General features: G+C 74.4%; 28 protein-coding genes. 3 read left to right on the top strand and 25 right to left on the bottom strand.

Annotated elements, in window-relative coordinates:
* Positions 1–44 precede the first annotated feature (44 nt).
* On the top strand, positions 45–1,280 hold the full coding sequence (locus tag PO879_RS06370; protein ID WP_278237078.1) for a DUF4439 domain-containing protein: 1,236 nt from the start codon (positions 45–47) through the stop codon (positions 1,278–1,280).
* Between the two features lie 6 nt (positions 1,281–1,286).
* On the opposite strand, the gene PO879_RS06365 is transcribed toward PO879_RS06370, so the two are convergent.
* Complete coding sequence (locus PO879_RS06365) at positions 1,287–3,113, bottom strand: proline--tRNA ligase (RefSeq protein WP_278237077.1); 1,827 nt, start codon at positions 3,111–3,113, stop codon at positions 1,287–1,289.
* A 59-nt stretch (positions 3,114–3,172) separates the two neighbouring features.
* Here PO879_RS06365 and PO879_RS06360 point away from each other — a divergent pair, with 59 nt between their 5' ends.
* On the top strand, positions 3,173–4,051 hold the full coding sequence (locus PO879_RS06360; protein ID WP_278237076.1) for a DNA-formamidopyrimidine glycosylase family protein: 879 nt from the start codon (positions 3,173–3,175) through the stop codon (positions 4,049–4,051).
* A 19-nt stretch (positions 4,052–4,070) separates the two neighbouring features.
* On the opposite strand, the gene PO879_RS06355 is transcribed toward PO879_RS06360, so the two are convergent.
* The 11 genes from PO879_RS06355 to rpsB all read right to left on the bottom strand — a co-directional run bounded on the left by PO879_RS06355 (position 4,071) and on the right by rpsB (position 14,764).
* Positions 4,071–4,994 (bottom strand): GNAT family N-acetyltransferase, encoded by a 924-nt coding sequence (locus PO879_RS06355; protein ID WP_278237075.1) that lies wholly within the window; start codon positions 4,992–4,994, stop codon positions 4,071–4,073.
* A 29-nt stretch (positions 4,995–5,023) separates the two neighbouring features.
* Positions 5,024–6,184 (bottom strand): flavodoxin-dependent (E)-4-hydroxy-3-methylbut-2-enyl-diphosphate synthase, encoded by a 1,161-nt coding sequence (gene ispG / locus PO879_RS06350; RefSeq protein WP_278237074.1) that lies wholly within the window; start codon positions 6,182–6,184, stop codon positions 5,024–5,026.
* Between the two features lie 89 nt (positions 6,185–6,273).
* Positions 6,274–7,539 (bottom strand): RIP metalloprotease, encoded by a 1,266-nt coding sequence (locus PO879_RS06345; protein WP_278237073.1) that lies wholly within the window; start codon positions 7,537–7,539, stop codon positions 6,274–6,276.
* Positions 7,540–7,632: 93 nt separating this feature from the next.
* Positions 7,633–8,817 carry a 1-deoxy-D-xylulose-5-phosphate reductoisomerase gene (gene dxr / locus PO879_RS06340; RefSeq protein ID WP_278237072.1) on the bottom strand — a complete coding sequence of 395 codons (1,185 nt, stop codon included), beginning with the start codon at positions 8,815–8,817 and terminating at the stop codon, positions 7,633–7,635.
* 17 nt (positions 8,818–8,834) lie between these two features.
* A complete protein-coding gene (locus tag PO879_RS06335) occupies positions 8,835–9,386 on the bottom strand; it encodes a DivIVA domain-containing protein (protein WP_278237071.1) in 552 nt (183 codons plus the stop codon).
* Complete coding sequence (gene rlmN, locus PO879_RS06330; RefSeq protein WP_278237469.1) at positions 9,383–10,480, bottom strand: 23S rRNA (adenine(2503)-C(2))-methyltransferase RlmN; 1,098 nt, start codon at positions 10,478–10,480, stop codon at positions 9,383–9,385. Before rlmN ends, PO879_RS06335 begins: the two co-directional genes overlap by 4 nt.
* Before the next feature lie 111 nt (positions 10,481–10,591).
* On the bottom strand, positions 10,592–11,425 hold the full coding sequence (locus PO879_RS06325; RefSeq protein WP_278237070.1) for a phosphatidate cytidylyltransferase: 834 nt from the start codon (positions 11,423–11,425) through the stop codon (positions 10,592–10,594).
* The gene (gene frr, locus PO879_RS06320) at positions 11,425–11,982 is read right to left on the bottom strand and encodes a ribosome recycling factor (RefSeq protein WP_278237069.1); all 558 of its coding nucleotides are present in this window, start codon (positions 11,980–11,982) and stop codon (positions 11,425–11,427) included. The genes PO879_RS06325 and frr overlap by 1 nt, the downstream gene beginning before the upstream one ends.
* 42 nt (positions 11,983–12,024) lie before the next feature.
* Positions 12,025–12,789 carry a UMP kinase gene (gene pyrH / locus PO879_RS06315; protein ID WP_278237068.1) on the bottom strand — a complete coding sequence of 255 codons (765 nt, stop codon included), beginning with the start codon at positions 12,787–12,789 and terminating at the stop codon, positions 12,025–12,027.
* A 161-nt stretch (positions 12,790–12,950) separates the two neighbouring features.
* Complete coding sequence (tsf, locus tag PO879_RS06310; RefSeq protein ID WP_278237067.1) at positions 12,951–13,790, bottom strand: translation elongation factor Ts; 840 nt, start codon at positions 13,788–13,790, stop codon at positions 12,951–12,953.
* Between the two features lie 80 nt (positions 13,791–13,870).
* Positions 13,871–14,764 (bottom strand): 30S ribosomal protein S2, encoded by an 894-nt coding sequence (rpsB, locus tag PO879_RS06305; RefSeq protein WP_278237066.1) that lies wholly within the window; start codon positions 14,762–14,764, stop codon positions 13,871–13,873.
* A gap of 456 nt (positions 14,765–15,220) precedes the next feature.
* Here rpsB and PO879_RS06300 point away from each other — a divergent pair, with 456 nt between their 5' ends.
* Positions 15,221–15,838: a M23 family metallopeptidase gene (locus tag PO879_RS06300; RefSeq protein ID WP_278237065.1), complete on the top strand. Its 618-nt coding sequence runs from the start codon at positions 15,221–15,223 to the stop codon at positions 15,836–15,838.
* A gap of 11 nt (positions 15,839–15,849) precedes the next feature.
* Here PO879_RS06300 and PO879_RS06295 read toward each other — a convergent pair whose 3' ends face one another.
* The 13 genes from PO879_RS06295 to PO879_RS06235 all read right to left on the bottom strand — a co-directional run bounded on the left by PO879_RS06295 (position 15,850) and on the right by PO879_RS06235 (position 26,174).
* Entirely contained in the window at positions 15,850–16,794 is a 945-nt protein-coding gene (locus PO879_RS06295; RefSeq protein ID WP_278237064.1) for a tyrosine-type recombinase/integrase, read from the bottom strand.
* 88 nt (positions 16,795–16,882) lie between these two features.
* Positions 16,883–18,166 carry a DNA-processing protein DprA gene (dprA, locus tag PO879_RS06290; RefSeq protein WP_278237063.1) on the bottom strand — a complete coding sequence of 428 codons (1,284 nt, stop codon included), beginning with the start codon at positions 18,164–18,166 and terminating at the stop codon, positions 16,883–16,885.
* Positions 18,159–19,697, bottom strand: a complete 1,539-nt coding sequence (locus PO879_RS06285) for a YifB family Mg chelatase-like AAA ATPase (RefSeq protein WP_278237062.1) — start codon at positions 19,695–19,697, stop codon at positions 18,159–18,161. Before PO879_RS06285 ends, dprA begins: the two co-directional genes overlap by 8 nt.
* Positions 19,697–20,053 carry a YraN family protein gene (locus PO879_RS06280; RefSeq protein ID WP_278237061.1) on the bottom strand — a complete coding sequence of 119 codons (357 nt, stop codon included), beginning with the start codon at positions 20,051–20,053 and terminating at the stop codon, positions 19,697–19,699. Before PO879_RS06280 ends, PO879_RS06285 begins: the two co-directional genes overlap by 1 nt.
* Positions 20,054–20,168: 115 nt before the next feature.
* A complete protein-coding gene (locus tag PO879_RS06275) occupies positions 20,169–20,468 on the bottom strand; it encodes a DUF2469 domain-containing protein (RefSeq protein ID WP_278237060.1) in 300 nt (99 codons plus the stop codon).
* 7 nt (positions 20,469–20,475) lie between these two features.
* Complete coding sequence (locus tag PO879_RS06270) at positions 20,476–21,288, bottom strand: ribonuclease HII (protein ID WP_278237059.1); 813 nt, start codon at positions 21,286–21,288, stop codon at positions 20,476–20,478.
* Complete coding sequence (gene lepB, locus PO879_RS06265; protein ID WP_278237058.1) at positions 21,285–22,136, bottom strand: signal peptidase I; 852 nt, start codon at positions 22,134–22,136, stop codon at positions 21,285–21,287. Before lepB ends, PO879_RS06270 begins: the two co-directional genes overlap by 4 nt.
* Positions 22,137–22,257: 121 nt before the next feature.
* Complete coding sequence (gene rplS, locus PO879_RS06260) at positions 22,258–22,614, bottom strand: 50S ribosomal protein L19 (protein WP_278237057.1); 357 nt, start codon at positions 22,612–22,614, stop codon at positions 22,258–22,260.
* Positions 22,615–22,782: 168 nt separating this feature from the next.
* Positions 22,783–23,571, bottom strand: a complete 789-nt coding sequence (gene trmD / locus PO879_RS06255; RefSeq protein WP_278237056.1) for a tRNA (guanosine(37)-N1)-methyltransferase TrmD — start codon at positions 23,569–23,571, stop codon at positions 22,783–22,785.
* Between the two features lies 1 nt (position 23,572).
* Positions 23,573–24,112 carry a ribosome maturation factor RimM gene (gene rimM / locus PO879_RS06250; RefSeq protein ID WP_278237055.1) on the bottom strand — a complete coding sequence of 180 codons (540 nt, stop codon included), beginning with the start codon at positions 24,110–24,112 and terminating at the stop codon, positions 23,573–23,575.
* Positions 24,113–24,216: 104 nt separating this feature from the next.
* Positions 24,217–24,456, bottom strand: coding sequence for an RNA-binding protein (locus PO879_RS06245; RefSeq protein ID WP_278237054.1), 240 nt, complete (start codon positions 24,454–24,456; stop codon positions 24,217–24,219).
* Positions 24,456–24,869 (bottom strand): 30S ribosomal protein S16, encoded by a 414-nt coding sequence (rpsP, locus tag PO879_RS06240; RefSeq protein ID WP_278237053.1) that lies wholly within the window; start codon positions 24,867–24,869, stop codon positions 24,456–24,458. The genes PO879_RS06245 and rpsP overlap by 1 nt, the downstream gene beginning before the upstream one ends.
* 192 nt (positions 24,870–25,061) lie before the next feature.
* Positions 25,062–26,174, bottom strand: a complete 1,113-nt coding sequence (locus tag PO879_RS06235) for an amidohydrolase family protein (protein WP_278237052.1) — start codon at positions 26,172–26,174, stop codon at positions 25,062–25,064.
* Between the last annotated feature and the right edge of the window lie 11 nt (positions 26,175–26,185).

The raw sequence follows: 26,185 nt of genomic DNA, 5'->3' as shown, positions 1-26,185 counted from the left end.
AGGTGGAGGAACGTCACACCAGGACGTGGCAAGATCAGGGCACGATGACGCTGCAGCCTGCCCCCGACCCGACCCGCCGCCGGAGCCGGGGTGTGGTCGGCGGCCTGCTCGTGGTGCTCCTGCTCGCCGGCTGCGGGCTCCGGCTGGAGACTCCTCCGCCCGCCGAGCCGGAGCCCGACACGCTCGAGATCGTGCGTCGCACCGCCGTCACGGACGCCCTGTTCGTCGCCGAGCAGGCCGACGCCGCGATCGAGGAGCTGGGCGACCGGCGCCGGCGGCTGGTCGCCGAGCTCGAGCGGGTCGCGGCCGACTCCCGCGAGCAGGCGGACCAGCTCGGCGGCGTGTACGTCTCCGGGCTGCAGGAGCCCGCCGACCCGCCGAGCGGGTCGCCGCAGAGCACGCCGGCCGACGAGCCGGTGCTGGCCCGGGACGTCGTCGACGCGCTGACGAACGCCTCGGGACGCAACCGGACGGCGGCCGGCACCACGGCCGACGGCTCCCTGGCGAGGCTGCTGGCCTCGGTGGGCGCGGCGCAGGCCGTCTCGGCCGCCCGCGTGGGCGGGTTCACCGACGACGGAGCCCCGGCGCCGGTCGTGCCGCGGCTGCCCGGACCCGACGAGGTGACGGCCGACGCCCCGTCGGGCGCGTCGCCGGCCGGCGACGACGCCGGGCAGGCGGCCGACCGGTCGGGGTCGGCCGCGCTCACCGCTCCCTCCGACGCCGAGGAGCCCCCGGCCACCGAGGAGCCCGGCGAGGACGGCGTCTCGAGCACGTCACCGGACTCCGACGAGCCCCCCGTGGTGCCGGTCGGCCTGACGGCGGCCGACCTGCGCACCCTCGTGACCTCGGAGCACGGGGCGGGCTACGCCCTGCGGCTGCGTGCCGCGCTCCGGCCCGAGGACGAGCGCGCCCGCCTCGCCGGCCGTGCCGACGTGCACACCGCGCGGGCCCAGGCCTGGGCCGTCGTGGCCGGCACCGACGGGACGGCCCAGGACCCGCGCCAGGTGGCCTACGCGGTCCCCCGCGGTCCCGGCGACCGGGCGCTGGTCCGCGCGGTCGAGGACGACCTGGCCACGACCTACGCGACGCTGGTCGGCTCGACCGCGGCGGGCACCCGCGCCGTCCTGGTCGACCTGCTCGTCGAGACCGCCCTCACGCTCGACGCGTGGGGCGCCGACCCCGTGCCGTTCCCCGGGCTGCCGGAGCAGGCGCCGCAGGAGACCACCGACGGCGAGGACGCCGCGGAGGACCAGGGCGGGCAGTCCGACCAGGACGGCTGAGGCGGCTCAGGCCAGCAGCTCGCCGACCCGACGCGTGACCTCCGCCACGGCGTCGTCCACGGCGACCTGCTCCGCCGGCCCGACGCGGGGGCGGACCTCCACCACGCCGTCGGACAGGCCCCGGCCCACGACGACCACGAGCGGCACGCCGAAGAGCTCGGCGTCGGCGAACTTCACCCCGGGCGAGACCTTCGGGCGGTCGTCGTAGACCACCTCGACGCCCTCGGCCGCGAGCTGCGAGGCCAGGGCGTCGGCGGCCTCGAAGACCTCGGCCCCCTTGCCGGTGGCGACCACGTGGACGTGCGCCGGGGCGACCTGCGCCGGCCACGCGAGCCCGCGCTCGTCGTGGTTCGCCTCCGCCAGGGCGGCCAGCACGCGGCTCACGCCGATGCCGTAGGACCCCATGGTCACCACGGACTGCTTGCCGTTCGGGTCGAGCACCTTCAGGTCGAGGGCCTCGGCGTACTTGCGGCCCAGCTGGAAGATGTGACCGATCTCGATGCCGCGCGCGAGCTCGAGCGGCCCCGAGCCGTCGGGCGCGGGGTCGCCGGCACGGACCTCCGCGGCCTCGACGGTGCCGTCCGCGGTGAAGTCCCGGCCCGCCACCAGGTCGAACACGTGCTTGCCGGTCTCGTCGGCGCCGGTGATCCAGCGGGTCCCCGTGACCACGCGCGGGTCGAGCAGGTACCGGATCGCCGAGCGGGCCTCGCCGGTCTCGACGTCGGTCACCTGCTTGCCCTGCGGTCCCAGCACGCCGGGCCCGATGTAGCCCTTGACGAGCTCGGCGTGGGCCGCGAAGTCCGCCTCCGTGGCGGGCTCCACCTCGGCCGGGGCCATGGACGCCTCCAGCCGCTTGACGTCCACCTCGCGGTCGCCGGGCACGCCGACGACGACGAGCTCGCGCCGCCCGTCGGGGTGCGTCGCGGCGAGCACGACGTTCTTCAGCGTGTCCGCGGCGGTCCACGCCCGGTCCGGACGCGGGTGACGGGCGTTGGCCACGTCCACCAGCGTCTCGATCGTCGGGGTGTCCGGGGTGTCCTCGACGTGGGCCGCGGGGGCGTCGTCGTACGCCACGGGCTCGGGCACCGGCGTGGTGACGGCCTCCACGTTGGCCGCGTAGCCGCCGGCCGATCGCACGAAGGTGTCCTCGCCGATCGGCGACGGGGAGAGGAACTCCTCCGAGCGCGAACCGCCCATGGCGCCCGAGGTCGCCGCGACGACGACGTAGTCGAGCCCGAGGCGTTCGAAGATCCGCTGGTAGGCGCCGCGCTGCTTGTCGTATGCCGCGGCGAGACCGTCGTCGTCCAGGTCGAAGGAGTAGGCGTCCTTCATGATGAACTCGCGGCCGCGGATCAGCCCGGCCCGCGGACGGGCCTCGTCGCGGTACTTGGTCTGGATCTGGTACAGCGCCAGCGGCAGGTCCTTGTACGAGGAGTACAGATCCTTGACCAGCAGGGTGAACATCTCCTCGTGCGTCGGCGCGAGCAGGTAGTCGGCGTCCTTGCGGTCCTTGAGCCGGAACAGGTTGGGACCGTACTCGCTCCAGCGGCCGGTGGCCTCGTAGGGCTCGCGCGGCAGCAGCGCCGGGAAGTGGACCTCCTGCGCGCCGATCGCGGCCATCTCCTCGCGCACCACCTGCTCGACCTTGGCGAGCACGCGCAGTCCCAGCGGGAGCCAGGAGTACACGCCCGGGGCCGCCCGACGGATGTAGCCCGCGCGCACCAGCAGCCGGTGGCTGGCGACCTCGGCGTCGGCGGGATCCTCGCGCAGGGTGCGGACGAAGAGGGAGGACAGGCGCAGCAGGTCACCGCTGCGGTGGGACGCGATCGACATGGAGCACAGCCTAACGGCGCGCACCGGCGTGCATCGGCGCCGTCGGCGACACTGGGACCATGCCGGAGCTGCCCGAGGTGGAGGGGCTGGCGCGCTTCCTCGACGAGCGCACGCGCGGTCGGACCGTCGTGGCCGCCGACGTCGCCGCCGTCGCCGCGCTCAAGACCCACGACCCGCCGGTGTCGTCCCTGGTGGGCGCCGCGGTGCGCGGGTGGACGCGCCGGGGCAAGTGGCTGGTGCTCGGCACCGACGGCCCCGTGCTGGCGGTGCACCTGGCCCGCGGCGGCTGGGTGCGGTGGCGGGAGGACGCACCGACGACGCCGGTGCGTCCGCGGCTGGGCGGCTCGTCCCGGGGTGCGGCGCTCGCGCTGCGGCTGCGGTTCGACGACGGCGCGGGTGCGGACGTCACCGAGGCCGGCACGCGCAAGCGCCTCGCCGTGCACGTGGTCCACGCGGCCGAGGACGTCGAGGCGATCCGGACCCTCGGCGTCGAGCCCCTTTCCGAGGCCTTCACCCCGGCGGTGCTGGCCGAGCTGATGCGCGGGCGCAACCAGCAGATCAAGGGGCTGCTGCGGGACCAGCACGCCGTGGCCGGGATCGGCAACGCCTACTCCGACGAGATCCTGCACGCCGCCCGCCTGTCCCCCTTCGCCCTGACCCGGTCCTTCGACGCCGCCGGGGTGGCGGCGCTGCACACGGCCGTGGTGGGCACGCTGGCCGCCGCGGTGGACGCGGCGACGGGACGCCCCGCGGCCGAGCTCAAGGACGCCAAGCGGCGCGGCATGCACGTGCACGGCCGCACCGGCGAGGCGTGCCCCGAGTGCGGCGACGTGGTGCGCGAGGTCTCGTTCGCCGACCGCTCGCTGCAGTACTGCGCGACCTGCCAGACCGGCGGTCAGGTGCTGGCCGACCGGCGGATGTCCCGGCTGCTGCGCTAGGCGGCCCGAGTCAGTACAGCTAGAACAGGACCGTCGCGAAGGTCCCGGCCTGCTCGAAGCCCACCCGGCGGTAGGTGGCCAGCGCAGGGGCGTTGAACCCGTTGACGTACAACGAGACCACGGGGGCGACGTGCTGCCGGGTCAGGGCGACCACGGCGGCCATCCCCGGGACGGAGAACCCCCGCCCGCGCAGCTCCGGGTCGACCCAGACGCCCTGGACCTGGGCCACGCCGCCGGACACCGCGCCCAGCTCCGCCTTGAAGACCACCCGGGGCGCGCCGTCGTCGTCGGGCTCGATCCGCACGAACGAGCGCCGCTCGGCCACCAGCGACCGCACCCGGGCGGCATAGGCGCTGCCGCCGCCCGCCACCGGGGAGTAGCCCACCTCCTCGGTGAACATGCGGACGCAGGCGGGCAGGACCAGCTCCAGCTCGGACAGGTCCGCGTGCCGCACGCCCGGGTCGGGCGCGACGAGCGGGTCGCGGTCGAGCACGAGGGAGGGCTGGTCGGTGCGCACCTCGCGCGGCGGGGGCCAGACCCGCGAGAGCAGCTCCCACAGGCGCAGCGTGGTGCGCTGCTCCCCCACGACCGAGCTGGACCGGCGGCCCTGCTGACGCGCCAGGGCCGCGAAGGACGCCACGGCGTCGTCGGCCTCGGCGGGGTCCACCGACGACGGCACCACCGGGACGAGGTTGGCCCCGGCCCAGCACACGGCGCGCAGCTCGCCGGTGGCCGGGTAGCCCCACACCTGCCCGCCGGCCGCGGCCAGCCCGACGTGCAGGGCCACGTCGAGCCGGGCGGCGGCGAGCACGGACGCCACCGGGTCGCGCGTGCAGACCCGGCGTGCCTCGACCAGGTCGTCGGGTCCCAGGACCCGAGCGCCGGCCCCGGAGCCGTCCCCGGGCGCGGCCGACCGGCTGCGCAGCGCCGGTCGCCATCCCATCGCGTGTGCCCCCTCGTCGTCGCTCTGGCCTAGGAGACCGTCACCACGGCGCCGGCCTGGTCGTCGTTCTCCGGCGCGTCCATGGTCGCGGCGATGCGGTTCGCCTCGTCGATCAGCGTCTCGACGATCTGGGCCTCCGGGACGGTCTTGATGACCTCGCCCTTGACGAAGATCTGCCCCTTGCCGTTGCCGGACGCCACACCCAGGTCGGCCTCGCGCGCCTCGCCGGGACCGTTGACGACGCAGCCCATCACGGCCACGCGCAGCGGGACCGCCATGCCCTCCAGACCCGCAGTGACCTTGTCGGCGAGCTCGTAGACGTCCACCTGCGCCCGCCCGCAGGACGGGCAGGAGACGATCTCGAGCTTGCGGGGGCGCAGGTTGAGCGACTGCAGGATCTGCGTACCGACCTTGACCTCCTCGACCGGAGGCGCCGACAGCGAGACGCGGATGGTGTCGCCGATACCCTCGCTGAGCAGCGCACCGAAGGCCGTGGCGGACTTGATCGTGCCCTGGAAGGCCGGTCCCGCCTCGGTGACCCCGAGGTGCAGGGGCCACGCACCCCGCTCGGACAGCTGCCGGTACGCCTCGACCATGACCACGGGGTCGTTGTGCTTGACGGAGATCTTGAAGTCGTGGAAGTCGTGCTCCTCGAAGAGGCTCGCCTCCCACACGGCCGACTCGACCAGCGCCTCGGGGGTCGGCTTGCCGTACTTCTCGATGAGGCGCTTGTCCAGCGACCCGGCGTTGACGCCGATGCGCAACGAGGTGCCGTGGTCCTTCGCCGCCTGGGCGATCTCCTTGACCTGGTCGTCGAAGCGGCGGATGTTGCCCGGGTTGACCCGCACGGCGGCGCAACCGGCCTCGATGGCCGCGAACACGTACTTCGGCTGGAAGTGGATGTCCGCGATGACGGGGATCTGGGACTTCTTCGCGATGATCGGCAGCGCGTCGGCGTCGTCCTGGGTGGGGCACGCGACACGGACGATGTCGCAGCCGGCGGCCGTCAGCTCCGCGATCTGCTGGAGGGTGCCGTTGATGTCGGTGGTCTTGGTCGTCGTCATCGACTGGACGCTGATCGGGGCGTCGCCACCGACGTAGACGTCACCGACCTTGATCTTGCGGGTCTTCCGGCGCGGGGCGAGCGTGGGCGCGGGGGGTGCGGGCATGCCGAGGTTCACTGCAGTCACCACGCCAGTATCGCGCGGTTTCGACCGTGCTGTGCACCTGTCGGCCCGGTGACGTCCCGATGGTCACCGGATCCCCACGTCGTCCGCCGTCAGAACAGCCGGACGGGATCGACCAGGTCGGCGACCATGAGTACCGCACCCACGCCGATGAGCAGCACGAAGACCACGTACGCCACGGGCATCATCCGGGCCACGTCGGCCGGTCCCGGCACGGCGCGACCGCGGACCCGGGCGACCTGGCGCCGTCCGCCCTCGTAGAGCGCGTTCGCCACGTGGCCGCCGTCGAGAGGCAGGAGCGGGATGAGGTTGAACATGAACAGCGCGACGTTCAGCGACGCCAGGAGCATGAGCATGAGCTGGACCCGGGCGAGCACCGAGTAGTCCTCGGCCCCCGCGGTGTCCACCGCGGCACGGCCCACGCCGACCACCGACATCACCGAGTCCTGCGAGCGCGGGGCGTCGGTGAACGCCTCGTAGGCGGCGTCGTAGATGCGCACCGGCAGGGTGACGATCGCCCGGGCGGTCTCCGAGACCTGGAGCCAGACGGCCTCGGGCACCGACGAGACCGGCAGGGCCTGACGCTCGACGCTGGAGGTGACGCCGAGCAGGGCGCCGTCGATCATCACGGGCTCGCCGTCGTCGTCGAGGACCGGGTAGCCCTGGTCGTCGGTCGCCGGCCGCTCCGCCGGCACGGGCGTGACGGTCAGGGCGACCTGCTCGCCGTCCCGCTCGACGACCATCGGCACGGCCTCGCCGGCCGAGTCGTTGACCATGCCCACGAGCTGGTTCCACTCCTCGACGGGCACCCCGTCGAAGGCGACCACCTCGTCACCGGCCTCGACCCCGGCGGACGACGCGGCGGAGTCGTCGCCGACCTGCGCGACGGTGGTCGTCGCCGTCGGCATGCCGATCGCCAGGAACACGACCGCCAGCAGCACGACGGCGATGACGAGGTTCATCACCGGACCGCCGAGCATGACGACGAGCTTCTTCGGCGTGGACAGCCGGTAGAACGCGCGGTGCTCCTCGCCGGGTCGGATCTCGGAGACGCTGGCGTCGCGGGCGTCGGCGATCACCTGGCCGAAGAACCCGCCGCGCGGACGACGGCCCGCCGGGGCGGGCGGCATCATGCCGACCAGCCGCACGTAGCCGCCCAGCGGGATCGCCTTGAGGCCGTACTCGGTCTCGCCCTTGCGACGCGACCAGAGGGTGGGCCCGAAACCCACCATGTACTCGCTCACGCGCACGCCGAACTTCTTGGCGGGCACCATGTGCCCCACCTCGTGCAGGGCGATCGAGACGAGGATGCCGAGCACGATGACGACGATGCCGACGACGAGAGGAAGGATGTCCACACCAGCAGGGTAGGCGACCATCCTGGGAGCCGGGTGCAGGCCCCGTGCAGGTCCCCCGGAGCCGTCCGCGACGGATCGACGGTCGTGCGGGCCTCAGCGGCGGGCGAGCAGCTCGTCCGCCCGGGCGCGCGCCCAGGTCTCGGTCTCCTCGACGTCCTCGAGCGTGACGTCCGCGGCCGCCGCGCCGTCGTGCTCGCCGAGCACCCGCTCGACGGTGCCCACGATGTCCAGGAACCCGATCCGCCCCTGCAGGAAGGCGGCGACGCCCTGCTCGTTGGCGGCGTTGTAGACGGCCGGGTGGGTCGCCGAGGCCGCAGCCGCCGCCCGCGCCAGCCCGACGGCCGGGAACGTGTGCTCGTCCAGCGGCTCGAAGGTCCAGCTCGCCGCCTGCGTCCAGTCGCACGGCGGGGAGACGACGTCGAGGCGCTCGGGCCACGACAGGCCCAGCGCGATGGGCAGGCGCATGTCCGGCGGCGAGGCCTGTGCGATGGTCGAGCCGTCGCGGAACTCGACCATCGAGTGCACGACCGACTGCGGGTGCACGACGACGGTGATGTCGTCGGTGGGGACGTCGAACAGCAGGTGCGCCTCGATGAGCTCGAGGCCCTTGTTCATCAGGGACGCCGAGTTGACCGTGACCACCGGTCCCATCGCCCAGGTGGGGTGGGCGAGCGCCTCGTCCGCGGTCACCGCCTCGATCTCGTCCCGGCTCCGGCCGCGGAACGGCCCGCCGGAGGCCGTCAGGACGATCCGGCGGACCTCCTCGCGGGCCCCGCCGCGCAGCGCCTGGGCGATGGCGGAGTGCTCGGAGTCGACCGGGACGATCTGCCCCGGGGCGGCGGCCGCCTTGACGAGGGCGCCGCCGACGACCAGCGACTCCTTGTTCGCCAGCGCCAGGGTCGACCCGGCGCCCAGCGCCGCGAGGGTGGGCCGCAGGCCGACCGACCCGGTGATGCCGTTGAGCACGACGTCGCTGCCGCGCCCGGCCAGCTCGGTGGCCGCGTGCGGGCCCGCGAGGACCTCGACGTCGGCCGCCCGCGGACCCATCGCCCCGACCAGCGCCTCGCGGAGCGCGTCCGCACGACCGGCGTCGGCGACCGCGACGGCACGCACCCCGTGCCGGGCCGCCTGGGCGGCGAGCACTCCGACGTCGGACCCGCCGGCGCTGAGCGCCTCGACCTCGAACCGGCCCGGGTGGGCGTCGACGACGTCGAGGGCCTGGGTGCCGATCGATCCGGTGGATCCGAGCAGGGTCAGGGTCCGTGCAGCGTGGGGCATGGCCCCATCATCCCAGGTCACTCGACCCCGAGGAGCACCTCGATCGCCCGGGCGAGGAACTTGTCCACCGCTCCCTCGGCGTAGGCGTCCTTGCCCTTGGCGCGGCTGAACGTGGCCGACCGCAGCTCGGCCGCCGTCAGCGGCTCCTGCCGGTCGAAGTAGCCCACGAGCCGGTCGCACAGGGCGTCGACGTCGTCCATGTCGTAGCCCTGCTGCCCACGCTCCGCCGGGGCGAACTTCAGCCCGTCGGGGCGGCCCAGCCGGCCGTACAGCGTGCGGGCACGCTCGGCCAGCGCCGCCATCCAGGCGTCCTGGCCGTGCTCGTTGACGAAGTCGGCCCGCTGGCGGGCGATGAAGGCACCCTCCAGGCGGTCCAGCGCCGCGTCGACCTCGTGAGTGTTGTAGCCACCGCGCACCAGCTCGAACGTGGACGCCGCGACGTCCGCGTTCGTCATCGGCTCGGGGGTCTGCCCCTCGTACGCCTGCCGGGCGTGGTCGAAGAACTCGTCGACCTCGTCCGGTTCATAACCCTGTCGCATCTTCGACACGGTGGAAAAGAGCGTGCTCACTCGTCGTCGTCCTCCTCGGCGGCCAGCTGCCCGCAGGCGCCGTCGATGTCGCTCCCGCGGGTGTCACGGATCGTGGTGGGGATCCCGTGCCCGCGCAATCGTGCCACGAACTCGTCCTCCACGGAACGGTCGGACGCCGTCCAGATCGAGCCGGGAGTCGGGTTGAGCGGGATCGGGTTGACGTGCACCCAGCCCCGGCCGCGGGCGTTGAGCTTCTCCGCGAGCAGGTCAGCACGCCAGCCGTGGTCGTTCATGTCCTTGATGAGCGCGTACTCGATGGACACGCGCCGGCCCGTCACCTCGTAGTAGTGCCGCGCCGCGTCGATCGCCTCGTCGACGCTCCAGCGCGTGTTGATCGGCACCAGCTCGCTGCGCAGGTCGTCGTCCGGGGCGTGCAACGACAGGGCCAGCGTGACGGGGATGCCGAGGTCGGCGAGCTTGCGCATCGCCGGCACGAGTCCGACGGTCGACACCGTGATGTTGCGCGCCGACATCCCGAACCCCTCGGGAGCGGGCGCCACCAGGGCCTTGACCGTCTCGATGACGGCGCGCGGGTTCGCCAGCGGCTCCCCCATCCCCATGAACACGAGGTTGTTCAGCCGGGCCGGGCCGCCCGGGATCTCGCCGCGGTCCAGGGCACGGAAGGCGTCCCGGACCTGCTCGAGGATCTCGGCCGTCGACAGGTTGCGGGTCAGCCCGAGCTGACCCGTGGCGCAGAACGGGCAGGCCATGCCGCAGCCGGCCTGGGACGAGACGCACAGCGTGGTGCGGTGCGGGTAGCGCATCAGCACCGACTCGACCTTGGCGTCGTCGAACAGGTGCCACAGCGTCTTGACGGTGGTGCCGCCGTCCGCCTCCATGCGGCGCGTAGGCCGGATCAGCGGCGGGAACATCGTGGTGGCCAGCTGGTCGCGGGTCGCCTTGGGCAGGTCGGTCATCTCCGCCGGGTCGGAGGTGTAGTGGGTGAAGTAGTGCGCCGCGAGCTGCTTGGCCCGGAACGCCTTCTCCCCCATCTCGGTGACGCTGGCGACCCGCTCGTCGGCGGTGAGGTCGGCGAAGTGCTTCGGGGGCTTGCCCCGGCGCCGCGGCGCCATCTGCAGCGGGATCGGGCGGGTCTCGTCGGACGGCCGCACCGCGGGGATGCCGAGGTCGGCGCCGGCGCCGGAGGGCGCGGTCGGTGATGCCATGGGTGTTTCCTTCGCAGCTCAGACGGTGGCGGCCAGGACCAGGTAGACGAACGGGGCGGTGATGACCAGGGAGTCGAGACGGTCGAGCACGCCCCCGTGGCCCGGCAGCAACGACCCCATGTCCTTGAGGTCGAGGTCGCGCTTGACGAGGGACTCGGCCAGGTCCCCCGCCGTGGCGGTGACGGCGGTCAGCACCCCCAGCGCGACGCCCAGCCACCAGGGGGCGTCCAGGACGAACAGCGCCCCGGCGACGCCGACGGCGGTGGTCAGGGCCACCGAGCCGGCCAGTCCCTCCCAGCTCTTCTTGGGACTGACCGAGGGCGCCATCGGGTGCCGCCCGAAGAGCACCCCGGCGACGTAGCCGCCGACGTCGTTGGCCACCGCGAGCAGCACGAACAGCACGACCCGCAGCTCGCCGTCCGGCTGGTCCAGGACGAGCAGCACGAATCCGGCCAGGAACGGCAGGTACGTGGCGGCGAACACGCCGGCGGCCGCGTCCCGCAGCGCCTGCGGTCCCGAGCCGTCCAGCACGCGCCACACGACGACGGCGCCCACGGTGAGCATGAACGCCACGAGCAGCGCCTCGGGCCCGGCGACGTACGCCGACACGGCCATGCCGGCCCCGCCCACGAGCAGCGGGGTCAGCGGGACGTGGATCTCCCGTCGGGCGAAGGCGACGCGCAGCTCCCACAGGGCCGCGCTCTGGGCCACGACCACGAACGCCACGAAGGGCTCGGGACGGAACCAGAGGGACGCGGCGAGCAGCAGGAGCAGCCCGACCCCGACCGCGACGGCGGCCGGCAGGTTGCGCCCGGCGCGGGACGGCCGGCGCTGCGCGTCGACGGGGGACATCAGACCTCGAGCAGCTCGCTCTCCTTGTGGGCGAGCAGCTGGTCGACCAGCTCCACGTGCTTCTTGGTGAGCGCCTCAAGCTCCTTCTCCGCCCGGGCGCCCTCGTCCTCGCCGACGTCGCCGTCCTTGACCAGCTTGTCCAGCTGCTCCTTGGCCTTGCGGCGCACGCCACGGACCGAGATCCGGGCGTCCTCCGCCTTGGTCTTGGCCAGCTTGACGTAGTCGCGGCGGCGCTCCTCGGTCAGCGTCGGCATGATGACGCGGATCGCGTTGCCGTCGTTGGACGGGTTGACGCCGAGGTCGGACTCGCGCAGCGTCTTCTCGATGGCCGACATCGAGCTCTTGTCGAACGGGGAGATCAGCACCGTGCGGCCGTCGGGGATGTTGAACGAGGCCAGCTGCTGCAGGGGCGTCGGCGCGCCGTAGTAGTCCACCTCGAGCGAGGAGAACATGCCGGCGTTCGCGCGCCCGGTGCGGATCGAGCCGAACTGCTCCTTGGCGACCTCGATCGCCGTGTCCATCTTCTCCTCGGCCTCGAGGAGGGTGTCGTCGATCACCCGGTGCTCCTTGCTCGTGATGGGTTGGGGGGACGGTGCCGCTCAGCGGGTCGTGACGGAGGTACCGATCTTCTCGCCGAGCAGTGCACGGGTCACGTTACCGGTCTCCTCCAGGCCGAAGACAAGCATGGCCACGTCGTTGTCCCGGCACATCGACAGCGCGGTGGCGTCCATGACGTTGAGCCCGCGCACGAGGGCGTCGGTGTAGGTGAGGTGCTCGAGCTTCTCGGCGTCGGGGTCGGTGCGGGGGTCGGCGGTGTACACGCCGTCGACCCCGTTCTTGCCCATGAGGACCTCGTCGCAGTGCGTCTCCAGGGCGCGCTGGACCGAGACCGTGTCGGTGGAGAAGTAGGGCATCCCGGCCCCCGCGCCGAAGATGACGACACGGCCCTTCTCCAGGTGACGCATCGCGCGCAGCGGGATGTACGGCTCGGCGACCTGCCCCATGGTGATCGCCGTCTGGACGCGGGTCTTGACGCCGTCCTGCTCGAGGAAGTCCTGCAGGGCCAGGCAGTTCATCACCGTGCCGAGCATGCCCATGTAGTCGGCGCGGGCCCGGTCCAGACCGGCCCGGGACAGCTCGGCGCCGCGGAAGAAGTTGCCCCCGCCGACGACGATGGCGACCTGGATCCCCTGACGGACCGCCTCACCGATCTCCTGGGCGACACGGCGCACGACGTCGCTGGCCAGCCCGACGGCGCCGCCGCCGAAGGTCTCGCCGGACAGCTTGAGCAGGACGCGCCGGGTGTCGGGGTCCTTCGGCGGGACGTGTCCGGTCGCCGTCTGGGTCTGGTCGATCTGCGTCATGCCACCGTCCGTCTCGTCGTCGTCCGGGTCAGCCCCGCACGGGTCTCTCCTGGGCGCATCCTGGCACCGGATGCCGTCGTCCGCCCTCCGGGGAGTGACCGGGAGCGGACGCACGACGGCCCGGCCGCATCCGTCGCCGGTGCGGCCGGGCCGTGGTCGCGTCAGCTGCCGACGCGGAAGCGGACGAAGCCGAGCAGCTCGCCGCCGGCGGCCTCGACGTGCTTGCCCACGGTCGTCTTGGTGTCCTTGGCCAGCGGCTGGTCCACCAGCACGGCCTCCTTGAAGAAGCCGTTGAGACGACCCTCGACGATCTTCGGCAGCGCGGCCTCGGGCTTGCCCTCGGCGATGGACCGCTCGCGGGCGATCTCGCGCTCCTTGTCGACGACCTCGGCCGGGACGTCCTCACGGGTGAGGTACTGCGGCGCCAGCGCGGCGACGTGCTGCGCGACGTCCTTGGCGACGGCCTCGCCCGCGGCGTCCGTCACGACCAGGACGCCGATCGACGGCGGCAGGTCCTTGGCGGTCTTGTGCAGGTAGGCGGTGACCTTCGGGCCCTCGACGCGAGCGACGCGGCGCAGGACGACCTTCTCGCCCATGGTCGCGCCCTGGGCGGCGATCGTGTCGGCGACCGTGCCGTCGGCGGCCGGGGCGGCCAGCGCCGACTCGGCGTCGGTGGCACCGGCCGCGGCGGCGGCCGCGAGGACGGTGTCGGCCAGCGCGACGAAGTTCTCGTTCTTGACGACGAAGTCCGTCTCGGCGTTCAGCTCGATCAGCGTGGCGACCTGGCCGTCGCCCGCGTCGGTGATCGTCGCGGCGACGAGACCCTCGGAGGCGGTGTTGCCCTCACGCTTGGCGGCCTTGGCCAGGCCCTTCTTGCGGATGATCTCGATGGCCTGGTCGGCGTTGCCGTCGGCCTCGTCGAGCGCCTTCTTGACGTCGAGCATGCCGGCGCCGGTGCGCTCGCGCAGCGCCTTGATGTCAGCGGCGGTGTAGTTCGCCATGGGGGGATGTCCTCCGTGCTGGTGATCGATGTGCGTTCCGAGAGGCGGGCCGGCCGCGCGTGCGGCCGGCCGCCAGGGGCTCACTCGGACTTCTCGGCGGTCTCCGCCGGCTGCTCGGCCGGGGCGGCCTCCGCGGCGGGCTGCTCGGCAGCGGCGTCCTCGGCCGGGGCGACCGGCTGCGCGGCGTCCGCGGCCTGCTCGCCCTCGGCACCGGCGAGGAGCTCGCGCTCCCACTCGGCCAGCGGCTCGGACTCCTCGGGGGCCGACTCGCCCTTCTTGCCGGCGGCGCGCTGCATGAGGCCCTCGGCGACGGCGTCGGCGATGACCCGCGTGAGCAGCGTGACGGAGCGGATCGCGTCGTCGTTGCCCGGGATCGCGTAGTCGACCAGGTCGGGGTCGCAGTTGGTGTCCAGGATCGCCACGACCGGGATGCCCAGCTTGCGGGCCTCGTCCACGGCGAGGTGCTCCTTGTTGGTGTCCACGATCCACACGGCCGACGGCGTCTTGGCCATGTCGCGGATGCCACCCAGCGTGCGCGAGAGCTTGTCCTTCTCGCGGCGCAGGACGAGGAGCTCCTTCTTCGTCAGGCCGGAGCCGGCGACGTCGTCGAAGTCGATCTCCTCGAGCTCCTTGAGACGCTGGAGCCGCTTGTGCACGGTGGTGAAGTTGGTGAGCATGCCGCCGAGCCAACGGTGGTTGACGTAGGGCATGCCGACGCGGGAGGACTGCTCCGCGATGGCCTCCTGGGCCTGCTTCTTGGTGCCGACGAACAGGATCGTGCCGCCGTGGGCGACGGTCTCCTTGACGAACTCGTAGGAGCGGTCGATGTACGACAGCGACTGCTGCAGGTCGACGATGTAGATGCCGTTGCGCTCGGTGAAGATGAACCGCTTCATCTTCGGGTTCCAACGACGGGTCTGGTGCCCGAAGTGGACACCGCTCTCGAGGAGCTGACGCATGGTCACGACGGCCATGGCTGGTCCTTTCGCCGTGCGGCCCGGGATCCTCCCGGCTCCACACGCATCGGGCGACCGCCGACGGTGTCGACGGTCGCGGGTGCTTCGGTTGTCGGTGGTGGGCATCGGGCCCGGCCACCCCTGGCGTCACGCCGCTCCGGCACCGCACCCGGGGTGCGGACCGCTGCCGACGCGGCGGTGCCGGTCGGTTCCCTGCGGGAGCCTCCGAGCACCACGTGACGCGCGATGTCGACCGTTCGTGCCGGGCCACCCCGCGCAGGCGTCCGTCGCGGACGGAACGAGGTGGGGGTGGACACGAGTGGTCGCACGGGCGAGTCTACCCGACGCCGCCGCGCCAGGACGACGACCGTCGTGGTGTTCTCGCGCACGTCGTCGGCCACGCCCAGACCGGTTCGTCCACAGCTCCGGCCGGCCGTGGGACGGCGCGGTCCACCGGTGCGGGACGGTGGCGGGATGACGCCCGACCGCCACCCCGACCGCCGTCCGCGACGGCCCGGTCGTCGCCCGCGACGGTCGCGGCCGGGCGCGGCCCTGCCCGTGGCCCTGCTCGCCGGTGCGGCCGTCGTGCTCACGACCGGACCGGCGGCGCCCGCTCCCCCGCCGCGCGCGGTCGTGGTCGCGGCCGGCGAACCCGCAGCAGCCCTCGAGCGGCCCGGGGCCGCCGACGGGTGGCGTCTCCCCCTGCCCGGCCCGGTCCGGACGGTCGTCGACCTGCCGGCCGAGCCCTGGCGGCCCGGACATCGCGGCGTCGACCTGCCCGCCGCTGCCGGCTCGACCGTCCGCGCCCCGCGGGCCGGGACGGTCACGTTCGCCGGCCAGGTCGGCGGTAAGCCCGTCGTCGTCCTCGCGCACGGTGCGCTGCGGTCGACGTTCGAGCCGGCCGAGGCCCTGGTGGAGGTGGGCGGCACCGTCCGCGCGGGCCGCCCGGTGGCCGTCGTCGCCGACGCGGGCGCGGGGCACTGCGCTCCCGACCGGTGCCTGCACTGGGGCGTCCGACGCGGGGACCGCTACCTCGACCCGCTGGTCCTGGTCGGACGAGCCGTGCCCGTGGTGCTGCTCCCCCACGGCTGAGACCGGTCGGCTCAGGCGCGGGGGAACGCCTGCTCGAACACCTGCCGTAGCCGGTCGGCGTCCACGTGGGTGTACCGCTGGGTCGTGCCCAGGTCGGCGTGCCCGAGCACCTCCTGCACGGACCGCAGGTCGGACCCGCCGGCGAGCAGGTGCGTCGCGGCCGAGTGCCGCAGGGCGTGCGGGGCCACGTCGTCCACCTCGGCCCGGGCGGCCAGGCGGTGCACGGCGTCGCGGGCCTGCCGCTGCCCCCAGCGTCCGCCCCGGTCACCGAGGAAGAGCGCCGCCGGGCTCGCGGCACGCACGAGGGCGGGCCTGCCGTCCGAGACCCACGCCTGCAGCGCGCGGGCCGCCGGGACGCCGAACGGCACGACGCGTTCCTTGCCGCCCTTGCCGAGGACGCGCACGATCCGCTCGCAGACGTCGACGTCGGTCAGGTCGGCCGCCGTCAGCTCCCCGATCCGCACGCCGGACCCGTAGAGCAGCTCGGCCGCCGCCCAGGCACGCAGCGCCGCGGGCCGGTGCTCGGGCTCGGCCGCCTCCGCGTCGGACCGTGCGGTGTCGAGCAGCCGCGCCGCGGCCCGGGTCGAGAGCACGGTCGGCAGCGTCCGCGGGGTGCGTGGGGTGGCCAGCCGCACGGACGGGTCGCTCGCCACGAGGCCCTCGTGATGGGCCCAGCGCAGGAAGGCCCGCGCCGCCGCACCCCGCCGCGCGAGCGTCGCGCGCGACAGACCGCGGTCGGCCTGCGCACCGAGCCAGCCGCGCAGCATGGTCAGGTCGAGGCCGTCGAGGCCGTCGGCACCGTGCCGGACGGCGTACCGCAGCAGCGCGGTCACGTCCGCCCGGTAGGCACGCCGGGTGTGCGCCGAGTGGCCCTGGCGGGTGGCCAGGTGCCGCGAGAACCCGTCCACCGCGCCGGCGAGCGCGGCGGGCAGCGGCGGGACGTCGGGGTCGGTCACCTCGCCAGTGTGCCCCGCCGGTCCGCCGCGACGCTGCAGGTCGCGCGGCGTTTCCCGCCACGCTGCCCCGCGTCCCCGCGCCCGCGGGTCAGGTGCCCCGCAGCCACCGTCCGGCGTCGCAGCGCGCCAGCCCGCGGCGCTCGAGGCCGCCCACCAGGGTCATCACCCGGCGCGGCGAGAGACCGGCGCTGCGCGCCAGGGCGTCGACGCCCGCCCCCGAGCGCAGCGGCAGCGCGTCCCAGAGCGCGCGCTCGTCCGGTCCGAGCCCGTCGAGCCGGTCGTGCGACCCGGGCAGCGGGTCCTCGGGCACCGCGTCCTCGCCCAGCCGCCCCGCCAGCTCGGCCACCTCGGCCGGGTCGGTCACGCAGACGGCGGCGCCGTCCCGCAGCAGACCGTGGCACCCGGACGACGCGATCGACGTCACCGGCCCCGGCACCGCGCCGAGAGGACGCAGCAGCTCGGCCGCCCGCCGCGCCGTCGACAGGGCGCCGGACCGCCGCGCGGCCTCGACGACGACCGTCGCCCCCGTCAGCGCCGCGATCACGCGGTTGCGCGCCAGGAAGCGCCGACGGTACGGAGCCGATCCCGGAGGGACCTCGCTGAGCACGGCCCCGCCCTGCGCGACCAGGTGCCGCAGCAGGCCGTCGTTGCCCTGCGGGTAGTAGCGGTCCACACCACCGGCCAGCACCGCGCACGTCGCGCCGCCCGCCGCGAGCGCCCCACGGTGAGCGGCGGCGTCGATGCCGTAGGCGCCCCCGGACACGACGGTGAAGCCGCGGTCGGCGACACCGGCGGCGAGGTCCTCGGCGACGCGCTCGCCGTACCGGGTCGAGGCGCGGGACCCCACGAGCGCCACCGCGCGGTCCGCCCAGGACGCGACGTCGGCGCGTCCGCGCACCCACAGCGCGAACGGCGCCGCCGTACCCAGGTCGCCGAGGGTCCGCGGCCACCGGTCGTCCTGCGGGGTCAGGAGCGTCCCCTGGCACCGGTCGAGCACGCGCAGCTCGCGGCGCGGGTCGAGGCTCTCCAGGCGCGGGGCCCAGCGCCGCACGGCGGCACCGAGCCGGGCGGCGGCGTCCTGCCCGGTGTCGGCGCGAGGCGGTGCGGCGAGGCCGCCGGGGACGGACGGCGGGTCAGGCAGCGCCAGGCCGTCGAGGCCGGCGGCACGGCGGGCCCCGACCGGGTCGGTGGTGGCGTCCACGAGCCAGGACAGGGCCCCCGACGCGCCCAGGTGCTCCACCACGGCCCCGGCCACCACGTCGCCGGGTTCGGCCAGCCGGCTCCAGGCCGCCGCGGCCAGCACCGGGTCGTCGACGTCGAACCGGACCCCCGTGCGGGCGGGGACGCGGCCGTCGAGGAGGTGATCAGCCACGGGACCCCTCCGTCCGCAGCACGGTCGCGGTGTCGACGTCGTCGGCGCGGGGGACGTCCCGTCCGTCCAGCTCGGCGACCGTCCACGCGACCCGCAGCACCCGGTGGGCACCGCGCATCGACAGCCGGCCCTCGTCGAGCTGCCGCTCGACGGGGCCGAGCACCGCGCGCTCGCCGCGGAGCCGTTCGTGCAGCCACGGGCCCGGCAGCTCGGCGTTGGTGCACCACGGCGTGTCCCGCAGGCGCTCGCGCGCCCGGTCCCGGGCGGCGGCCACCCGGGCGGCCACGACGCGGGTCGGCTCGCCCGCGGCGCCGAGCACACGGTCGGCGCGGCTGGGTCCGGGCAGGTGGACCTGGAGGTCGACCCGGTCCAGCAGCGGCCCCGACACCCGGCCCAGGTACCGGCGTCGTGCCGTCACCGAGCAGGTGCAGTCCTGGCCGGCGCGGGTGTCCGCCATCCCGCACGGGCAGGGGTTGGCCGCCAGGACCAGCTGGAAGCGCGCCGGATAGCGGGTCGCGCCACCGCTGCGGTGCAGCACGAGCTCTCCGGCCTCCAGCGGCTGGCGCAGCGTCTGCAGCACCCGCGGGGCGAACTCGGGCGCCTCGTCGAGGAAGAGCACCCCCCGGTGCGCGCGGGACACCGCACCCGGGCGGGCCAGGCCCGTGCCGCCGCCGGCGATCGCGACCGGGGTGGCGGTGTGGTGCGGGTCCTCGAAGGGTGGTCGGCGCAGGAGCCCGCCGCCCGGGTCGAAGGTGCCCGCCACCGAGTGCACCGCGGTGACCTCCACGGCCTCGGCGTCGGTGAGGTCCGGCAGGAGGCCGGGCAGGCGGGCCGCCAGCATCGTCTTGCCCGCACCCGGCGGGCCGACCATGGCCAGGTGGTGCCCGCCGGCGGCCGCGATCTCGAGCGCCGTCCGTGCCTCGGTCTGCCCGACGACGTCCGCCAGGTCTCCCCCGGGTCGACGCGGCACTGCGGAGCGCGCCGGGGCCACGGGCTCGACGCGACGGTGGTAGCGCAGCCGGCCGCCGTGGCGGAGCACGACGTCACCGAGGTGGGCCGCTCCGTGGACCCGGGCACCCGGGACCAGCGCCGCCTCGGCCTCGTCGCCGGCGGCCACCACGACGTCTCGGTGGCCCGCGGCGACCGCCGCGGCGACCGCCGGGAGCACCCCGCGGACCGGCTGGAGCCGGCCGTCGAGGCCCAGCTCGGCCAGGTGCACCACCGCGCCGAGCCCGGCGGCCGGCACCACGCCGTGACCGGCCAGGACGGCCATCGCGATGGCGAGGTCGAAACCCGAGCCGGACTTGCGCAGCGAGGCGGGCGAGAGGTTGACCGTGACCTTGCGCTGCGGCCACTCGATCCCGGTCGACAGCACGGCGGCGCGCACCCGGTCGCGCGACTCCGCCAGGGCGGTGTCGGGCAGCCCCACGAGCGTGAACCCCGGCACGGACCGGGCGAGCTGTGCCTGCACCTCCACCAGGTGGCCCTCCATCCCGGCGAGCGCGACGCCGGTGGTGGTGGCGTACCCCATCAGAGGACTCCCCGCAGGTGCTCGACCTGGGCGGCCCCGGAGCGGGGCAGCAGCACCGCCACCACGTCGACCCGTATCTCGCGCCACGGGCCCGGGTGGGTGCGCAGCCACTCGGCGGTCAGCCGCCGCACCCGGCGCAGCTTGGCCCGGGTGACCGCCTCGGCCGGGTGGCCGTAGCCGGTGCCGCGTCGCGTCTTGACCTCGACGGCGACCACGCGGCCCCGGTCGCCGAGGACCAGGTCCAGCTCACCGCCGGTCCCCCGCCAGTTGCGGTCCAGGACCTCGTACCCGCGTTCGGTCAGGTAGCGCGCCGCCACCCGTTCGCCGTGCCGTCCGACGGCATCCTTGGCTCGCACGGAACCACCTCCGCGACCGAGGCTGCCGCGGCGGGGGTGCGGCGCGCGGCCCGGGCGGGCCGGGCTGTGGACGAACCGCGCCGAGGGGCGGGCTGTGGACGGCCGTGCGGCGCCGCTACAGGGCGATCTCGGCCTTGGCGAGCTCCTCGACGTTGACGTCCTTGAACGTCACCACCCGCACGGCCTTGACGAAGCGTGCGGAGCGGTACACGTCCCACACCCACGCGTCGGTCAGCCGCAGCTCGAAGTACACCTCGCCCGCGGCGGACCGGACCTGCAGGTCGACCTGGTTGGCGAGGTAGAACCGGCGTTCGGTCTCCACGACGTACGAGAACAGGCCCACGACGTCCCGGTACTCGCGGTAGAGGGCCAGCTCGGCGTCGTTCTCGTAGTTCTCGAGGTCCTCAGCGCTCACCGGGTCATCATCCCACCCGGTAGCGCGAGGCTGCCTCCTCGGGCGCCGCGGCGGCCTCGAGGGTGACCACGTCCGCCGGCTCGCCCGCCGTCGCGGAGGTCTCCGGCGCGGCCGGGGTGTCGTCGAGCACCCGCAGGTTCCAGGACCGCCGGTGCTGCGGCGTCGGGCCGAGGCGGCGCAGGCCGTCCAGGTGGGCCGGGGCCGAGTAGCCCTTGTTCTGCTCCCAGGCGTAGTGCGGGTACTGGGCGGCCAGCCGGCTGAGCAGACCGTCGCGCTCCACCTTGGCCAGCACGCTGGCCGCGGCGACCGACGAGCACTGCAGGTCGGCCTTGACCATCGTGCGCACCCCGGGCTCGGGGGCGTCGAGCGCCCCGCCCGGATCGAGGTCGGCCGCCTCGAAGAGGTCCGCCCCGGGCCGGCTGAGCCAGTCGTGCGACCCGTCCAGGAGCACGACGTCGACGTCGCCGTGGGTGCGCCGGATCTGCGCCAGCGCCCGGCGTCCCGCCAACCGCAGCGCCGCGACGATGCCGTGCGCGTCGATCTCGGCGGGGCCGGCGTGCCCCACGGCCCAGGCCACGGCCCACCGCCGCAGCGGGTCGACCATCGCCTCGCGGACCTTCGGGGCCAGCAGCTTGGAGTCGGTCAGCCCGCGCGGCGCGGTCCGGGTGCCGGCGTCGACCACGACGAGGCCGACGCTGACCGGGCCCGCCAGGGCGCCACGGCCGACCTCGTCCATCCCCCCGACCAGGCGTGCGCCGTCGGACAGCAGGGACCTCTCGGCCCGCAGGGTCGGGCTCCGGCGTCCGTTCCGGGTCGTCATGGCGCCGGCTCCTCGGCCCCGTCGGCCGCGGGGACGTCGGCGAAGACGTCGGCCGGGTTGCGCAGCAGCCGGGCGTCCTCGAACGGCCACATGATGACGAACGCGTTGCCCACGACGTTGTCGAGCGGGACGAACCCCCCGCCCGGCTTGCCGGTGTTGTAGCGGGAGTCCTGGGAGTTCTGCCGGTTGTCCCCCATGACGAACAGCATGCCCTCGGGGACCTCGTGCTCGAAGGTCGTCTGGCTCGGCACGGCGCCGTCGGCCAGGTACTCGCTCTCGTCGACCGGCTCGCCGTTGACCGTGACCCGGCCGTCGTCGTCGCAGCAGGCCACGGTGTCGCCCGGCGTGCCCACGACCCGCTTGATGAGGTGGTCGCCGGCGTCCTGCGGGAGCAGCCCGACGAAGGTCGCGGCCCCGCGCAGGGCGTTGCCGACCGGTCCGCGGTCCGGCTCCTCGTAGGGCGGCAGCCACCCGCCCGGGTCCTGGAAGACGACGACGTCGCCGCGGTTCACGTCCAGCGCGTCCGGGACCAGGCGGGACACCATCACGCGGTCCCCGATCTGGAGGGTGTCCTCCATCGAGGAGCTGGGGATGTAGAAGGCCTGGACGAGGAAGGTCTTGATCAGCCACGACAGCACCAGCGCGGAGACGACGATGATCGCCGTCTCGCGCAGCAGCCCGAGGCCCCGGCTGCGCGAGTCCTCGGCGACGGCGGCGGCGTGCGCCGGGGGGCCGTCCGCACGCACGGAGCGCTCGGCCTCGTCGGACCGTCCCACGACGTCGTCGGTCGCGTCGCCCTGGTCCTCGGGTCGGTCCGGCGCGGAGGTCATGGGATCGGAGTCTGCCACGACCACACCTTGCCAGACGCCCGCACGAGGCGCGAAACCCCCGCCGGGACGACGACGGGCGGTCCCTCCACGTGGAGGGACCGCCCGTCGGTCTCGCCGGGGCGGCCTGAGCCGCCGGCGATCACTTCTTGGGGGTCTCGCGCTTCTCGCGGATCTTGGCCTTCTTGCCGCGCAGCTCGCGCAGGTAGTAGAGCTTGGCGCGTCGCACGTCACCGCGGCTGACGACCTCGACGGACTCGACCGTCGGGGCGTGCACCGGGAAGGTGCGCTCCACGCCGACGCCGAAGCTGATCTTGCGTACGGTGAAGGTCGAGCCGACACCGGCGTTGCGGCGCGCGATCACGACACCCTGGAACGCCTGGATGCGCGAGCGGTTGCCCTCGATGACCTTGACGTTGACCTTGACGGTGTCACCGGCGCGGAAGTCCGGGATGTCGGAGCGCAGCGTGGCTGCGTCGACGGAGTCGAGCGTCTTCATGGTTGTCTCCCCGCCCTGCCACAGGTCAGCGCAAGCTCTGGGTCCGCACGGGCGGACCGGATCTCGTCATGGTGGGTGCGTCGGCTCTCGGCCCGATGGTCTCCCCTGTGGCAGAGTTCGGGCTGCGACACACCAGCGCCCTATTCTGCCACACCGGGTCCGGCGAGGTCAGCCGCGCGGCTCGTGAGGCGCGCCACCGTCCGACAGGTCCTCGGTCGACTCGGCCAGGACCTCGCGGTCGCGGGCGTCCAGGTCCCCGTCCCCCAGCGCCGCGATCATGTCGGGACGCCGCCGGGCGGTGCGCCGCAGCGCCTCGTCGCGCCGCCAGCGCTCGATGCGGGCGTGGTGCCCGGAGAGCAGCACCTCGGGCACCTCGCGACCTTCCCAGACCGGGGGCTTGGTGTAGACCGGGTACTCGAGGAGCCCGGCCTCCCCGTGCGACTCCTCGACGAGCGAGTGCGGGTTGCCGACGACGCCGGGCAGGAGCCGCCCCACGGCCTCGACCATGACCAGCGCGGCCACCTCCCCGCCGTTGAGCACGTAGTCGCCGAGCGAGAGCTCGTCGACGGCCACACCGCGGTCGCGGTAGTGCTCGACCACCCGGGCGTCGATGCCCTCGTAGCGGCCGCAGGCCACGACCAGGTGCTCCTCGGTCGCCAGCGCCTCGGCGCGGCGCTGGGTGAAGACCTCGCCCGACGGCGCGGGGACCACGAGCCGGGCCGGGCCGTCCGCGGCCAGCAGCTCGTCGAGCGCACGACCCCACACGTCGGCCCGCATGACCATCCCCGCGCCCCCGCCGAACGGGGTGTCGTCGACGGTGCGGTGGCGGTCGTCGGTCCAGTCGCGCAGGTCGTGGACCCGCAGGTCGAGCAGGCCCGCGCGGCGAGCCTTGCCCACGAGCGACAGGTCGAGGGCCGCCAGGTACTCCGGGAAGATCGTGACGACGTCGATGCGCACGTCAGGCCTCCGGCTCGCCGGCGGCCTCGTCCGCGACCTGGTCGCGGGCGAGCAGACCGCCGGGCGGGTCCAGCACGACGCGTCCGCCGGCCACGTCGACGGTCGGGACGATGGCGTGCACGAACGGGACGAGCGTGCGGGCCCCGCCGTCCTCGCGCACCACGAGCGCGTCGTGCGCGGGCAGGTGCTCGAGCCCGGCGACCTCGCCGACCACGGTGCCGTCGACGAGCTCGGCCCGCAGGCCCGTCAGCTCGTGCGGGTACCAGGCGTCCTCCTCGTCGGACTTCCCGACGTCGACGAGCAGCTCGGTGCCGCGCAGGGCCTCGGCGGCCGTGCGGTCGGCGGTCTCGGCGAAGCGGACCAGCCAGCGCCCCTGGTGCACCCGGGTGCTCTCCACCGTCAGCGGCCCCGCCGTGGCCGGCTCGGTCGCCAGGACGGCCCCGACGGTGAACCGCTCCTCGGGGACGTCGGTGCGCATCTCCAGCGCGACCTCGCCCCGCAGTCCGTGCGCGCGGCCCACGCGGGCCACCACCAGCTCCATGTCGTCTCCTCGTCGTGCCGTGACGTTCCCAGTGAACACGACGAGGCCCGGCCCCGCGGGGGGACCGGGCCTCGTCGAGACTGCTCCGTGCCGTACCGGGTGGTTCAGCGCCGGTCGACGTCCACGACGTCGACCCGCACCGGACCGTCGGTGGCGAGCGCACCGACGACGGTGCGCAGCGCCTTGGCGGTCCGGCCGCCCCGCCCGATCACTCGGCCGAGGTCGTCGGGGTGCACCCGGACCTCGAGCAGATCGCCCCGGCGCTGCGTGCGGGCGGACACCTGGACGTCGTCCGGGTTGTCCACGATGCCGCGCACCAGGTGCTCGAGGGCGTCTGCCAGCATCAGGCCTCGGCCTCGGCCTCGTCGTCGGAGGACGTGGCGTCCTTCTCGGCGGAGGCCTTCGCCTTGGCCTTCTCCGCCTCGGCGTTGACCGCGTCGACGGCCGAGGTGGAGTCGGAGGCGGCCTGCTTGGTCTTCAGGGTGCCCTCGGCGCCCGGGAGACCCTTGAACTTCTGCCAGTCGCCCGTGACGCGGAGCAGAGCGGCGACCTGCTCGGTCGGCTGGGCGCCGACACCGAGCCAGTACTGCGCCCGCTCGGAGTCGATCTCGATGAACGAGGGCTCCTCGGTGGGGTGGTACTTGCCGATCTCCTCGATCACACGACCGTCGCGCTTGGTGCGCGAGTCGGCGACGACGACACGGTAGAAGGGGCTGCGAATCTTGCCGAAACGCTTCAGACGAATCTTGACGGCCACTGGTGTGGACTCTCCTGTGCTTGAGGGGGATCCGGGACGTCGCGCGGGTGGGGTGCCGGCGGACGATCGGATCGGGACCGGGCGCACGCAGGTGAGAGGGGCCTGGGCACGCCGAGTACCCCGCCATTGTGCCAGAAGAGCGGCCCGGCACCCAACCGGACCTGCGTCACACGACGGGCCCGACCAGCGCGGCTACGGCGCGACGACCCGTCCCCGCAGCACGATCGCCGTCGGGTGGCGCAGCACCTCGATGTCCTCCCGGGGGTCGGCCGGGTAGACGACGAAGTCCGCGCTGGCCCCCTCGACCATCCCGGCCTGGCCCAGGAACGCCCGCGCGCGCCACGTGGCCATGGCCACCACCTCGGCCGCCGGGATCCCCGCCGCGACGAGCTCGGCGCACTCGTCGGCGATCCGACCGTGGTCGATGGTCCCGCCCGCGTCCGTGCCGACCAGCAGCGGGACCCCCGCCTCGTGCAGGGCGCGCACCTGCTCGTGGCGGCGGGCGTGCATGCGCCGCATCCGGGCGGCGTAGACGGGGTACTTGCCGTCGGCCCGGGCGGCGATGTTCTCGAACTGGTTCACCTGCAGCAGGGTCGGCGTGACCGGGATGCCGCGGTGCGCGACCTCGACGATCTGGTCCGCCGTCAGCCCGGTGCCGTGCTCGATGCCGTCGACTCCGGCGGCGAGCAGGTCCGGCACGACCTCCGCGGAGAAGGCGTGCACCGTCACCCGGGCGGCCTCGGCGTGCGCCGCGGCGACGGCCTCGGTCAGCACGTCCGCCGGCCACAGCGGTCGCAGGTCGCCGTCGGCGCCCAGGTCGCGGTCGATCCAGTCCCCGACGAGCTTGACCCAGCCGTCACCGGCGCGGGCCTGCTCGCGCACGACGCGCGGGAGGTCGGCGACGTCGTCGAGCTCGAGGCCGTAGCGCCGCAGGTACCGCTTGGGCCGGGACAGGTGGGCACCGGCCCGCACCAGGCGGGGCAGGTCGGCGCGGTCGGCCACCCACGAGGTGTCCAGCGGGGACCCGGCGTCGCGGATCAGCAGCACGCCGGAGTCGCGGTCGGCCAGCGCCTGCTTGGCGGCGGTCGCGGGGTCCGTCGCTCCCCCGGCGTCGAGCCCGACGTGGCAGTGCACGTCGACGAGGCCGGGGACGACCCACCCCTCCAGCTCCGTGGCGGAGCTGCCCTGCGGCGTCGGGCGCAGCAGGCTGAGGCGTCCGTCGCGGACCCACATCTCGCCGACCTCGCGCTCGCCGTCGAGCAGGATCCGGCCGGTGACGTGCAGCGGGACGTGCGGGACGGACATGGCGTCAGCCT

The organism is Isoptericola sp. AK164 (genome assembly GCF_029643425.1).
In the GTDB taxonomy this organism is placed as follows: Bacteria; Actinomycetota; Actinomycetes; order Actinomycetales; family Cellulomonadaceae; genus Isoptericola; species Isoptericola haloaureus.
The sequence above is the reverse complement of the archived record's forward strand: the minus strand, read 5'-3'. Positions and strand labels throughout refer to the sequence as shown.